We start from the raw sequence: 12,607 nt of genomic DNA, 5'->3' as shown, positions 1-12,607 counted from the left end.
TTATTTATTTAAAACATCCTCATACTTCGAGTCTCCGTTTAATACCTTTTCAGCAAAAGAACATATAGGGTCAATCGTCATATTGTTGTTTCTTGCATACTGTACGGCATGATCGACAAGCTCTGTAGCCAGTCCTTCTCCCTGCTCCGGCGGGGTAACGTGAGTATGCGTTATCTTAAGAAGTGATCCCTCTTCTTCATATACCAATTCTGCAAGTTCATTTCCTTTTTCATTTATATAAAAACGTCCGTCTTGTTGTTTGATTTGTGACATCATTTCCACCCTTTCCATCTCTTGTATTCCCTGATGAACAAAAATATAAGCCATGAATTCATAAATTTCTTCTGTTAGAATAAAAGGAAAGAGGTGAAACGCTCATGACGAATATAGCCATTATACAAATGGATATCGCATTTGGAAATCCAGATAAAAACCGCAGTATAGCACTCCCGTTAATCGAAGAAGCTGTTTCAAAGGGTGCAGAATTCATCCTTCTACCTGAGCTTTGGACGACAGGTTACGATTTGAGCCGCTTTGATGAAATTGCTGAAACGCTGGAAGGCCCTACTCATAAGATGTTGTCTGAACTGGCTCAAAAGCATGGAGTTACAATCGCTGGTTCTGTCGCTGAGGATGATCACGGAGAATACTACAATACAATGGTAGCTTACAATAGATCTGGTGATCGAACCCTTAACTATCGTAAAGCTCATTTATTCCGGCTGATGGATGAGGAGAAATTTTTGAATTCAGGCCATCACAAGGGTAATTTCATTCTTGAAGATACACTTGTAGCTGGAGTGATTTGCTATGATATTCGTTTCCCAGAATGGATCCGAACTCATATGCTGAACGGAGCTAGAGGTCTGTTCGTCGTGGCAGAGTGGCCTAAACCACGAGTTGAACATTGGAGAAATTTGTTGATAAGCCGTGCCATTGAGAACCAGAGTTTTGTTATTGCATGCAACCGTATTGGTACCGATCAAAACAACGAATTCGGCGGACATTCGATTGTTGTGGACCCATGGGGTAACATAGTAGCGGAAGCAGGAGATAATGAGGAGATCCTCATGTGTGAGGTCGACTTTTCCCGAGTGGAAGCTATCCGTGAACAAATTCCTATTTTTCAAGATCGCCGCCCGGAACTTTATGAATGATCAAAAAGGTGCTGTCCCAAAAGTCTAAGAAATAGACTTTTATGGGCAGCCTTTTTTTGCTCTGTTAAATCTCTATGTTATTTCATAAAAGCTTCCTATTCTCGAACACTTAGTTCGAGACATAGTGAGAGTTTAGGGGCGGAAGGAAAAGGTTCGCTTTCCGTGGGGCGGGCGCTGAGCCTCCTCTAGCTTCGCTCTGTGGGGTCTCACCTGTCCCGCTAATCCCACAGGAGTCTCACCTTTTCCTTCCGCCCCTCTGCCTAATGAGTATCTCGAAACCGCTTCAAGAAAAAGCAAACATTGATGTTAGTATACTGATGCTCATAACAAGTCTCCCATGTTAAAAACCTTGTTATAGAGCTCTATATTCTCACAGAACAGGGATATGGAAGGCGCTCCTTCTGGGTTGAGGGTTCGTTTCTCACCTTTTATCGAATGGGGTGGTTGGGAAGCTGCGAGACTAACTTGGTAAAAGCGGAAGCGCTTTGGTCAGCGGCGTATGGACTGGACTGAGCTGGCGGAGATAAAGGAAACACGAAGAACGGAGTGATTCGATGTTGACTTATCGGACAGAAGTGAAGGAAGTCTCAATAGTCGCTAAGCGCTGGAAAGCTGGGTAGTCCCCCATAAGGTTTATGAACCAAATCACGCCCTAGACTAATATAAGTGTAAGAGGTGGGAGAAGGAGGTAGGCGAGATCCCAGGAAGCTCGCCAGTTCCCCCACAGGAAAGCGAGTAGCTTCCCAACCACCCCTGACTCTTATTACGGCGACGAACCGCGGTTATCTAGAAATCAATTCTTCCACAATCCTCACGTTCAGTAGAATAACTTAATAAAACAAACATAACTAAACAAAAAATCGATCCCATCGTTAAAATGTCAGGGACTAAACCTAACAAAAAACGAAAAAGAGCGATTTTATATGAGTAACTATTCAGTGGTTTTTATCATTGACTTCTAGACCACTCATTTCTTCAAGATTGTTTATAAGCATGATCTTGATAAAAGTAATTAGGAGTATCTATCCGATCCTCGAAAGATTGGTGAAAAATTTTCGTAGTTGCGGGGGAAACTGGTGGAATCAGCCACGTCCAATCTCCTGTCGCTTCACGTCCGCACTTTTGTTCTTTCTGATGAAAAAGCTGAAATTGCTGCGCCGCGCTGTGATGATCGACAATGCTTACTTTATCCCTTTTGAAAGAATGAAGGACAGCCTGGTTCAATTCAATGAGCGCCCGATCCTTCCATAAGGAGGAGTTCCTCCTTGTATTAAGTCCCATTCCTTCTGCAACAGCTGGCAGCATGTCGTACCTGAAATCATCCGCTAAATTTCTCGCTCCGATTTCCGTTTCCATATACCATCCATTAAAAGGAGCCGCCTTATAATGAATGCCGCCGATTTCCAGCCGCATGTCTGAGATGAAGGGAACGGCATACCATTTAAGTTGCAAATCCTGGAACCATTCATACTCTGGATGGCGCAGCTCAACTTCAAGAACTATCTCGCGAGGAATATCGAACCATCTAGGGGGATCATTTCCGATTTGAATAACTAGAGGAAGAATATCAAACTGCCCTTTCGATCCTTCCCACCCCAGCTTCTCGCATTCCTTCGTGAATTCTATCGAAGCCGGATCCCCTATCACACCTGTCGGCTCATCATATCCAGCGTAACGGATCAATTGGTGGTTCCAAATGCGAACAGACTTCCCTTCCACATGAGGAGGGAAAATAGAAATTGTAGAGCGGATCCGCCCCCCGTTCGTCGCATAATCGATATGATAAAAAACAGCGTCGCGAATATCTTCTTCCGTCAATGCTCCACGCTGGTCGATTACTTTCAGACTATCCCAAAAAAGACGGCCGATACAGCGGTTGCTATTGCGCCAGGCTGCTTTAGCTCCATACTCCAGCTCTTCATATGTATGGTGATAGCTTCCTGTTCGTTGGATCATTTCTTCTATCTCCTGGAGTCTTTCCTCGATTTGCTCTTCTTTTCCTAATTCCTTATAACATTGACGTATGAAAGACTCGGCTTCCTGCCACATCATCATTTCAATCCTCTCATCTCGTACTTTCTTACCTTATAGTACCATAATGGAACTGAAGTCAGAAAAATAATCAGCCTTATTAAGACTGATTACTAGATACTAACCTCCAAAGAAAAAATCGAAAATATTGCTCGCTTGGGACGCTTCTTTATTATAGAACTCTGAGTAGCCGCAATTTTTACAATAGACGACTGTAAACTGGTTATTCTGCACGTCGAACATTTTGGATAGACCTGAACCCGTCATCGAAACATCTTTCGAATCTGCATCGGTACTCCCACATTTCATACATCCTTGTGCACTCATGAAAACTCCTCCTTTTTATTCGTTTCATTCTTGTTTACGAAATAAGAGGCTTTTTTGTTTCACTTCGCTTTTCTGGCAGCCTGCTGGATGGGGTCCCATACGCTGTTATAAGGTGGAGCATAAGATAAATCGAGTTCAACGAGTTGATCCACCGTCATGTGATGGTAAAGAGCGGTCGCTAAAACATCAATACGCTTATCGACCCCTTCTTTGCCGATAATCTGGCCTCCAAGTAATTCTCTAGTCTTCTCATGATAAAGCAGCTTCAGATTCATTTTCCCTTCTTTTGAGTAATAGCCGGCTGCATGAGTAGACTCGATCGTAACCGTTCGGTAAGGGATATGATCCTGCTCTGCTTCCTTAGCTGAAATCCCTGTTCTTCCAAGTGTTAGATCAAAGAACTTCAATATCGAAGTACCCACAACACCATGAAAGCTTCGATGTTCATTCACCATATTCAGTCCGGCTACCTGCCCCTGCTTATTAGCATGAGTCCCTAGCGGTATATAATCATGCCGCTCCTTTACACGATGGTATTGTGTAGCACAATCCCCGGCCGCATAAATATCCATAATACTCGTTTCCATAAAGCCGTTCACTTGAATAGCATCATTGTAACTTTTATAAATTCCGGTACCCTCTAAAAACGAAGTGTTCGGGCTGACACCGACAGCTAAGAGTACATGATCAGCTGAGTACCTTGTTTTATCTGTAACTACACCCTCTACTTTGTCTGAACCTTCAAAGCCTTCCACGGATTCACCCAGTGCCAGTTTGACACCATTACGCTTTGCCTCTTCATGAACAAATTCAGCCATATCTTCATCGAAAATTTTAGCCAATTGACTTCCGCGGTCGATGATCGTTACATTCTTTCCTAGATGCACAAGGTTTTCAGCCATTTCTAATCCAATATATCCTCCGCCGATGATTACCGCTTCATTTACTTCATGATTCAAGTCCTCCATAATGAGCTCTGCATCAGGAATTGTTTTCAATGATCGTATACCTTTTAAATTGCTGCCTTCCCATGGAGGAAGAATCGGGTCAGCGCCTGTCGCGATAAGAAGACGATCATATCGTTCTTCGAAATCTTCTTCCTTCCCGTGGTCGTACCCATAGACTACTTTCTTCTCACAATCCACTTTAGTGACCTCATGAAGTACACGCGCATCTATTCCATGTTTACTTCGGAACGTTTCGGGATCACGAGCAATCAAATCATCACTAGACTCGACCTCTCCTCCAATTAAATAGGGTAGACCGCACTGGCCATAGGAATAAATTTCTCCTCGCTCAAGCGTGACTATCTCGTTCCCTTCACTATTCCTTACAATCTGCATAGCTGCACTCATTCCTGCGGCATCTCCGCCGATAATAACAAATTTCATGGTAAACACTCCTTCGCATCTTCTTCTCTAGTTATACCCTAAAGAAGATCTCATAAAAATAGTACTCCCTTTACAAAAGATAAGACCCGCGTTAATATGAATTATTAAACTTTTCAAAAAATAAACAGAAGGGAAGGGTCCATTATGAAAGAATTCCAGCCGTCAGATGCTATCAAACGTTTGCCTGATCAATTCTTTGCGACACTTGTCAACAAACTTAATACATATCAGCAGAAGGGGCATGATTTAATCAACCTTGGTCAAGGAAATCCTGATCAGCCCACACCTGATCATATTGTAAAATCACTACAAAAGGCTGCTGAAAATCCCATCAACCACAAATACCCTCCTTTTCAAGGCTTCGAGCATTTGAAAGAAGCCGTAGCTACCTTTTACAAAAGAGAATACGATGTCGATATCGATCCTTCTTCGGAAGTTTCTATCCTGTTCGGGAGTAAAGCAGGGTTAGTCGAATTAAATCAATGCTTTCTAAACCCCGGCGATATCGCCCTGGTCCCTGATCCAGGTTACCCTGATTACTGGTCAGGCGTCGCTCTTGCTGAAGGTGTTATGGAACCTATGCCTCTGCGTGAAGAGAATGGTTTCTTGCCAGACTACAATGAAATTGATCCCGATGTGTTAGCAAAGGCCAAACTTTTGTTTCTGAATTATCCTAATAACCCGACTGGAGCCGTGGCAAACCCGGAATTTTTTGAAGAGACCATTCAATTAGCTAATCAAAACGACTTTTGCGTCGTCCACGATTTCGCCTATGGCGCCATCGGTTTTGATGGCCAAAAACCGCTCAGCTTCCTGCAAATGCCTGGAGCTAAGGATGTCGGTGTCGAAATCTATACGATGTCAAAAACGTATAACATGGCAGGCTGGCGAATCGCTTTTGCTGTAGGGAATAAAAGCGTGGTCAAAGCCCTGGATGTCATACAAGATCATTATTATTGCAGCTTGTTCGGAGCCGTCCAGGATGCAGCAGCCACGGCACTTCTAGACTCGCAGCAATGTGTGGAGGATTTAAGGGCTGCCTATGAACAGAGGAGGAACTTGCTGGAAGAAGGACTGAAGGATGCAGGGTATGAAACGACCCCGTGTAAAGGTTCCTTTTTCATGTGGTTGAAAGCACCAGAAGGATTTACCTCAGAGTCATTCGCTGACGCCTTATTAAAAGAAACTGGACTATTCGTAGCCCCAGGTATCGGCTTCGGTACATATGGAGAGTCCTATGTAAGAATTGGCTTGAACAATTCAGAAGAGAAGCTCAAAGACGCCATCGGACGTTTTAAACAATTCAAATCCAATCATTAAAAAAATCGCCGGAAACTCAATTCCGGCGATTTTTTTATTTAAGCTCTGCACATATTGATATTCAAATAAGCTCCCTTATTTAGAAGACTCCGTTTTGAGAGACCGAGGAGGCTCACCGTGCTCCCACGGAAAGCGAGCTATTCCTCGCCGCCCTGCCCTACTCACCAAACGTTTCGCAAATGAGTCTTCAACAATCAGGCTGTATCACTCAATAATTCTCTTATGAGTGATCAGCAACAGGGTTAATCTTTATACTTAAAACGGAAATTCTCGGTGGTGGTTCATTACACTGATCGTTTTCACGGTCGTAAATTTATCAATTGCCCATTCTCCGCCAAAGCGGCCTAATCCTGATTCTTTTTCACCACCGAAGGCGACGTGCGCTTCATCATTTACTGATTGGTCGTTGATGTGGATCATCCCTGTATTTACCTGCTTGGCTGCTTCTACTCCTCGATGGATATCTTCGGTAAAGACTGATCCGCTCAAACCATATACTGAATCATTGGCGACAGAAATAGCTTCCTCTTCACTGGATACTTTTATAATAACCGCCACTGGCCCGAACATTTCATTCTTCGCGACCGGCATATCGTTTGTGACATTAGTAAGCACAGTTGGCTGCATTACATTTCCATCAGCTTCACCGCCGCTCAGTAAGTTTGCTCCTTGATCGAGGCTTGTTTGCAGATCCTCTTGGATGCGCTCTACAGCATCTTTGTTGATCAGCGGACCAACTACGGTATCTTTTTCAGAAGGATCGCCTGCCTTTAAGTTATCCACTTTTTCTTTGAATTTTTCTACAAACTGATCGTGGATTGATTCGTGGACAATGATCCGGTTTAATGACATACAGATTTGTCCCTGGTGCAAATATTTCCCGAAGGAAGCTGCTTCAACTGCTCTTTCGATATTTGCATCCTCCAACACTAACATTGCATTGTTACCACCTAATTCAAGCGCGGTATCTTTAATATGCTTCCCGGCAAGTTCTCCGATGTGACTTCCTACCTCTGTCGACCCGGTGAAAGAAATCAATTTCGCTGCAGGATGAGTGACGAACGCATCACCGATTTCAGAACCTCTCCCTGCCACTACGTTGATGACTCCTTTTGGAAAACCAGCTTCTTCGAATAGGTCAGCTATTAACAACCCTGAAGTAGCAGGTGTTTCTGACGCGGGTTTAACCACTACTGTATTTCCCAGAGCTACAGCCGGTGCAATAGATCGGAGAGCTAAATGGAAAGGGAAGTTCCATGGGCCGATCACTCCAACGACACCTTTAGGAGAACGATAGACTCTGTTCTCTTTACCTGGTGTGTTAGACGGCAGAATCTGTCCATTCATTCTCGTAGGGAAGGATAACGACTCACGTACAATTCCAAGAGCTGCTTGAAATTCGACCTCTGCCTTCACGAGTGTACTTCCAGCTTCTTTAACCAGCCAGTCAATGATCTCATCTTTTCTATCAGTTATATTTCTTAATAAAGCGTCAAAGTAAGATTGGATCTCAGCAGGCGTACGCTGGCTCCAGTCTTGTTGAGCCGCCTCTGCTGCTTGATAGGCTTTATTAAGATCTTCTTCATTAGCTGACGTTATATTAGCCAAAGGTTGGCTTGTATATGGATTAAGGTTTTCAAGTACTTTTTCACTCGAACCGTTTTTCCATTCTCCATTTATATATTGCTTCGTAAACGTTTGTGGACTCATATTTCATACCTCCATGAATTGTTTGACATTAGGGTATTTTCCACAACAATCTCGATACAAAACATTTAGCGTCCCTATCTAACGTGCATTAGCATATCCACATGAGGTATGTCATCTTCTAAATAAACATCCGTCATTTCCTCGAAACCAAATGACCGATAAAAGTTTCTCAAGTATTCCTGGGCATGAAGGCCGATAGTCTTCGCTCCTATCTCTTCTATTATAATGTCAATAGCTCTTTCCATGATTTCACGGCCAAGCCCCCTCCCTCTAGATTCCTTTTCAACTAAGACTCTGCCTATTGAATAAGAATCGCCATCTTTTACAGAAGGTACGATTCTGCAGTATGTTACAATTTTCCCATCTTCTTCTTTCCATATATGTAAGCAATCATCGTCCTGCCCATCTACTTCTTGGTAATAGCAAGTTTGTTCTACGACAAAAACCTTGACTCTTTCTTGAAAAATCCTATGTAACTCATCTTTTGTCAGCTCTTCAAATGTTTTTTTGTACCACATGTTGAAACCCCGCTTCTCTTTAGATTTAAATCTCTTACACCTTACTTCGGATTTTATAGCATTTTTCTGTTTAAAACCACATTCGGGGGGAATATAAGGTTTAGCAAAAAAATTATTATATCAGAATAGGAGGCCACCACTAATGTTTCTTAAAATTCTCCCGATATCATTAAGTAAATATTTTAAAATGTCCAAAAGAGTAAGAAGACAAGAAATACAATCGACATTATGGTATATGCCTCTCGTCTATATCATTCTGGCTTTCTTTTTAGTAGCTTTCACAATAGTGATAGACATACAAATTGGAATAACGGAGATGGCACCATCTGCTTTACACATAGAAGCTTCAGCGACAAGAACGCTTGTCAGCACTTTGATCAGCGGAATATTGACACTCAGCGCCTTCACGCTGAACTCATTACTCGTTGTATTGACTACGTTCAGTGGACAGTTCTCTCCTCGCATGCTGCTGAATTTCGTCGCGGACAAGCAGACACAGCACGCACTCGGCATTTTTAACGGGAGCTTCGTCTATGTACTGATCACCTTCCTCTTCATCGGAACTTCATCAACAGACATTTTTGTAGCTATTCCTGTAATGACGGTGTTATTAGCCTTTATTACGGCTGTTGTTTTCGTATACTTCATCAACCATGCCACGACGTGGATGCAAGTGCACAATATTACGTTCAGCATGAAAAACGTCTCTAAAGAAATCATTTATGATACATTAAGAAAAGACTTGGAAGTTCACCGAACCAGTGAACCGGGAGACCTTAAAGAAAACTACCGCAAAACTCAGCATCATGTACTTGCCAGAGATTCAGGGTATCTTCAATTAATAGATTATAATCTGATGCTCGAAGAAGCTAGAAAAGATGACATCATCATTCAACTTGAATCCCGTGTAGGAGATTATACATTAGCAGGAAACGAGCTTATCACCTACTGGGGACCCGGTTCCGATCAAATCGATGAATCCAAATATTACGAAATGGTGGAAACCGGTCATAAAGAAACAGAAGTACAGGATCTGCAAATGGGAATGCATAAACTTGCCGAAATTGCTATAAAAGGAATCGGAAATGATGATCCTAAAACCGCTTCGAACACAATCCACCAAATGGCGGAGCTTATGCTGACGGTCGATAATTATATTACCTTCAGCCCTTACTTGAAAGATAATGAAGAACAAGTAAGAATCATATTAAAAGAAGAAACGTTCGACTATTATATTTACCGCGGATTTGGGTTCATTAGACATTACGCAAACAAGAACCACCTCATCATCACAGATATTATTGAAGCCCTGACGATGGTCGCTCAATCCATCGATCAAGCGAAGCACGACGCCTTATGGGAATTCGCATGTAATACTATGGATCACATCGAAACTGAGGTCATTTATGAACTGGATAAAACATTTTTATTACGAGCGATTCGAAACATGGCTGAAGTTACCGGCCATCAGGACGAGTATCCAAGAATAGAAGCTAAGTTTTATCCTAATGCTAATTCAAACACATAATTAAAGTCAGGCTGTACTCCAGCCTGACTTTTTGTAGTTTGACACCTTTTTCTTAACACTTTAATATTATATATGTACATATACGCATATATTGAAATAAGGAGGGAATTGAACATGGGACACCATCACCATCATCACGACCATACAACTGGAAATATTAAAGTAGCCTTTTTCTTAAACTTAGGCTTTACGATCATTGAACTGATCGGCGGTATCCTAACCAACAGTATGGCTATTATTTCAGATGCGTTACACGACCTTGGAGATTCTATTTCTTTAGGTCTCGCATGGTTCCTTCAAAAATTCTCGCAGAAAAAGAAAACGCAGCACTTTTCGTTTGGATTTAAACGCTTTTCCCTTTTAGCGGCGCTTATTAACAGCACAGTGCTTGTCGTGGGTTCTATCTTCATATTAACGGAAGCCATTCCGCGGCTGATGGACCCAGAGCAGCCTCATACGCTCGGAATGATGGGGCTCGCTGTGTTAGGGATCTTAGTAAATGGAGCGGCTGTGTTCCGTTTACGCGGTGGAGAATCGATGAACCAGAAGGTGATGACCTGGCATTTATTGGAGGACGTTTTAGGATGGGTTGCTGTATTTATTGTAAGTGTGATCATGACATTTGCAGACCTTCCTATTTTAGATCCATTAGCTTCGATCGGGATTACACTTTATATTTTATATAACGTTATTGTAAACTTAATCAAAACGATGCGCTTATTCCTAGAAGCCGTACCGGAAAATATCGATCTTGAGGATATTATAAACAAAATGAATCAGCTTCCTGACGTACAGTCCACTCACCATACGCATTTATGGTCACTCGATGGCGAGCATCACGCTTTCTCCACCCACGTCGTCGTACCGTCTTCTGCTGGAAAAGAAGAGGTTTGTGCCATCAAGGAACAAGTCAAAGGAATCATCGGTTCAATTCATCTCGACCACATCACAATAGAAATTGAATACGAAGATGAATACTGTGCTATGCATGATGAAGATGAAGGAGGCCTGCACCATGGATGATCCACTTTATTCAAAAGACTTGGACGAAGAAACGTTATTTGTCGTCACCCAAACCTTTAAAGCTTTATCCGACCCTACGCGTGTCAGGATATTAAATCTTCTTTTTGAAAAAGAATACAGCGTCAATGACATTGCCGAGAATCTGAAAATGCGGCAGTCGACTGTATCGCATCAACTGCGCTTTTTAAAAAACCTACGGCTCGTTAAATATCGGAGAGAAGGCACGACGATGTATTACTCTCACGATGATGAACACGTCATCAACGTGCTTCAGCAAATGATTCAGCACGCCCTTCACCATTAAGAAGTCTGAACCTGGATCCAATTTTCATATCAGTATTGTAAATCCTCTTACAATTTGAAATATAAAATTCAAGTTCTACAACTAACGCTCCCTATTCTTGTAGACTCAGTTTCGAGACTTTGGTATGAGGAGATGGTGCTCGAAACTACACCAAGTTTAAAATTATTAGCCACTGATTGAAAATATTAGAAAACACCGTGTATTCCAAGAGTCTCGCCTTTTCTTGGAACTTCTTGCCTTTGTGAGGATAACGGAAACATTTTTTGCGGTCCTTCACAGAAAAATAACTGCTTTTGAGTGATAACCAGCGAGACTTTTGTATGCAAGAAGATGTTTGAAACTACCTTAAAGTGCAGAGTTTTAAAACAAAGCACTGGAGTTTAATGCTCTCCCTATTACTAAGAAGATTCTTTTTTAAAAGATTTCGAGAAGCACATCTATAGTGAGGGGCGGCGGGGAATGGCGAGACTCCTGTGGGAAGAGAGTGCTTGGTGAGATCCCGCAGGACGGGACGTCCGAGGAAGCTCACCGCGCTCCCACGGAAAGCGAGCCATTCCCCGCCGCCCGTATCCTCTCACCAAATGTCTCGGAATCGAGTCTTCGACTAACCTGCCAGTTTGTTTAAGAACATTCTTTCATAGTCTCTTGATTCTAAAATGTAATAAGTGATTGGATGTCAATTTGCAGGTGCAAAGTGTAACACAAGCGCACACGAAGTTATGTACTTCACTACGCAATGGAAGCAGCAAATTCCTGCTCGAAAAATGGATATAAACCTTTATAACAGTAAAAAATGCCTAACAAATTGATAAACAATTTGTTAGGCATTTTATTAAGTGTTCTATAAGAAACGAAATCCGTCTGCCCTCTTATAAATCAAGCGTTGCCGGAGTGTCACCTTCTGCATTCATTAAACGGATGCTTTCAGGATAAATTTCCAGAACGATATAATCCGGATCGCCTTTACCTGTGAACCAGCGCTCCATGGTTTCGCTCCAGAGCCAGTCTTTCATTTTCTGGTCATCGCGGATTTTGGCTTGACCTTCCACTTCCAAGTAAGGGTCCCCTAATCCTTCACCCTCATATCCGATCAGGATATGAACATTAGGGTTTTCCTCGATTTCATCTGCTTTATGAGTATCCTTATTCGTTGGTGTGTAAAAGGTAAATTCATCATCATTGGAAAATGTCATGTAACGGGAATGTGGTTTACCTTTTTTTACAGTAGCCAGCGTGCCGATTTTATGTTGATCCATAATATTATAAATTTTCTTCTTCAATTCTTCTTGATTCAATGG

General features: G+C 42.2%; 12 protein-coding genes. 5 read left to right on the top strand and 7 right to left on the bottom strand.

Features of this window, described 5'->3' with window-relative positions; genetic code table 11:
* The gene (locus tag O2Q26_RS16505; protein WP_289216941.1) at nucleotides 1–291 is read right to left on the bottom strand and encodes a GNAT family N-acetyltransferase; all 291 of its coding nucleotides are present in this window, start codon (nucleotides 289–291) and stop codon (nucleotides 1–3) included.
* Between the two features lie 86 nt (nucleotides 292–377).
* On the opposite strand from O2Q26_RS16505, the gene O2Q26_RS16500 reads away from it, so the two are divergent.
* The gene (locus O2Q26_RS16500) at nucleotides 378–1,157 is read left to right on the top strand and encodes a carbon-nitrogen family hydrolase (protein WP_289216940.1); all 780 of its coding nucleotides are present in this window, start codon (nucleotides 378–380) and stop codon (nucleotides 1,155–1,157) included.
* Nucleotides 1,158–2,132: 975 nt separating this feature from the next.
* On the opposite strand, the gene O2Q26_RS16495 is transcribed toward O2Q26_RS16500, so the two are convergent.
* From O2Q26_RS16495 to O2Q26_RS16485, 3 genes are all read right to left on the bottom strand, one after another.
* Nucleotides 2,133–3,209, bottom strand: a complete 1,077-nt coding sequence (locus O2Q26_RS16495; protein ID WP_289216996.1) for a nitric oxide synthase oxygenase — start codon at nucleotides 3,207–3,209, stop codon at nucleotides 2,133–2,135.
* 99 nt (nucleotides 3,210–3,308) lie between these two features.
* A complete protein-coding gene (locus O2Q26_RS16490; RefSeq protein WP_253935845.1) occupies nucleotides 3,309–3,515 on the bottom strand; it encodes a zinc ribbon domain-containing protein in 207 nt (68 codons plus the stop codon).
* A gap of 59 nt (nucleotides 3,516–3,574) precedes the next feature.
* On the bottom strand, nucleotides 3,575–4,906 hold the full coding sequence (locus O2Q26_RS16485; RefSeq protein WP_289216939.1) for a CoA-disulfide reductase: 1,332 nt from the start codon (nucleotides 4,904–4,906) through the stop codon (nucleotides 3,575–3,577).
* A 144-nt stretch (nucleotides 4,907–5,050) separates the two neighbouring features.
* Here O2Q26_RS16485 and O2Q26_RS16480 point away from each other — a divergent pair, with 144 nt between their 5' ends.
* On the top strand, nucleotides 5,051–6,226 hold the full coding sequence (locus O2Q26_RS16480) for a pyridoxal phosphate-dependent aminotransferase (RefSeq protein WP_289216938.1): 1,176 nt from the start codon (nucleotides 5,051–5,053) through the stop codon (nucleotides 6,224–6,226).
* A gap of 255 nt (nucleotides 6,227–6,481) precedes the next feature.
* On the opposite strand, the gene O2Q26_RS16475 is transcribed toward O2Q26_RS16480, so the two are convergent.
* A complete protein-coding gene (locus tag O2Q26_RS16475) occupies nucleotides 6,482–7,936 on the bottom strand; it encodes an aldehyde dehydrogenase family protein (RefSeq protein ID WP_289216937.1) in 1,455 nt (484 codons plus the stop codon).
* Between the two features lie 74 nt (nucleotides 7,937–8,010).
* Nucleotides 8,011–8,454: a GNAT family N-acetyltransferase gene (locus O2Q26_RS16470; RefSeq protein ID WP_289216936.1), complete on the bottom strand. Its 444-nt coding sequence runs from the start codon at nucleotides 8,452–8,454 to the stop codon at nucleotides 8,011–8,013.
* A gap of 142 nt (nucleotides 8,455–8,596) precedes the next feature.
* Between O2Q26_RS16470 and O2Q26_RS16465 the strand changes: the two genes are divergently transcribed.
* From O2Q26_RS16465 to O2Q26_RS16455, 3 genes are all read left to right on the top strand, one after another.
* Nucleotides 8,597–9,982 carry a DUF2254 domain-containing protein gene (locus O2Q26_RS16465; RefSeq protein WP_289216935.1) on the top strand — a complete coding sequence of 462 codons (1,386 nt, stop codon included), beginning with the start codon at nucleotides 8,597–8,599 and terminating at the stop codon, nucleotides 9,980–9,982.
* A gap of 114 nt (nucleotides 9,983–10,096) precedes the next feature.
* The gene (locus O2Q26_RS16460) at nucleotides 10,097–11,005 is read left to right on the top strand and encodes a cation diffusion facilitator family transporter (protein ID WP_289216934.1); all 909 of its coding nucleotides are present in this window, start codon (nucleotides 10,097–10,099) and stop codon (nucleotides 11,003–11,005) included.
* Entirely contained in the window at nucleotides 10,998–11,309 is a 312-nt protein-coding gene (locus tag O2Q26_RS16455; protein ID WP_371925038.1) for an ArsR/SmtB family transcription factor, read from the top strand. The genes O2Q26_RS16460 and O2Q26_RS16455 overlap by 8 nt, the downstream gene beginning before the upstream one ends.
* 869 nt (nucleotides 11,310–12,178) lie before the next feature.
* Here the strand turns inward: O2Q26_RS16455 and O2Q26_RS16450 are convergent.
* Nucleotides 12,179–12,604, bottom strand: a complete 426-nt coding sequence (locus O2Q26_RS16450; RefSeq protein ID WP_289216933.1) for a pyridoxamine 5'-phosphate oxidase family protein — start codon at nucleotides 12,602–12,604, stop codon at nucleotides 12,179–12,181.
* Nucleotides 12,605–12,607: the final 3 nt, after the last annotated feature.

This window comes from Halobacillus campisalis (assembly GCF_030345335.1).
In the GTDB taxonomy this organism is placed as follows: domain Bacteria; phylum Bacillota; class Bacilli; order Bacillales; family Halobacillaceae; genus Halobacillus_A; species Halobacillus_A campisalis.
Note: the sequence above shows the minus strand (reverse complement) of the source record. Positions and strands in the feature narration are given on the sequence as shown.

Bases quoted from the DNA above. Each gene is read 5' to 3' on its own strand.
- O2Q26_RS16495 (WP_289216996.1), bottom strand. From the start codon at position 3,209: ATGATGTGGCAGGAAGCCGAGTCTTTCATACGTCAATGTTATAAGGAA.
- O2Q26_RS16460 (WP_289216934.1), top strand. From the start codon at position 10,097: ATGGGACACCATCACCATCATCACGACCATACAACTGGAAATATTAAA.
- O2Q26_RS16480 (WP_289216938.1), top strand. From the start codon at position 5,051: ATGAAAGAATTCCAGCCGTCAGATGCTATCAAACGTTTGCCTGATCAA.
- O2Q26_RS16505 (WP_289216941.1), bottom strand. From the start codon at position 291: ATGGAAAGGGTGGAAATGATGTCACAAATCAAACAACAAGACGGACGT.
- O2Q26_RS16455 (WP_371925038.1), top strand. From the start codon at position 10,998: ATGGATGATCCACTTTATTCAAAAGACTTGGACGAAGAAACGTTATTT.
- O2Q26_RS16465 (WP_289216935.1), top strand. From the start codon at position 8,597: ATGTTTCTTAAAATTCTCCCGATATCATTAAGTAAATATTTTAAAATG.
- O2Q26_RS16500 (WP_289216940.1), top strand. From the start codon at position 378: ATGACGAATATAGCCATTATACAAATGGATATCGCATTTGGAAATCCA.
- O2Q26_RS16485 (WP_289216939.1), bottom strand. From the start codon at position 4,906: ATGAAATTTGTTATTATCGGCGGAGATGCCGCAGGAATGAGTGCAGCT.
- O2Q26_RS16475 (WP_289216937.1), bottom strand. From the start codon at position 7,936: ATGAGTCCACAAACGTTTACGAAGCAATATATAAATGGAGAATGGAAA.
- O2Q26_RS16490 (WP_253935845.1), bottom strand. From the start codon at position 3,515: ATGAGTGCACAAGGATGTATGAAATGTGGGAGTACCGATGCAGATTCG.
- O2Q26_RS16470 (WP_289216936.1), bottom strand. From the start codon at position 8,454: ATGTGGTACAAAAAAACATTTGAAGAGCTGACAAAAGATGAGTTACAT.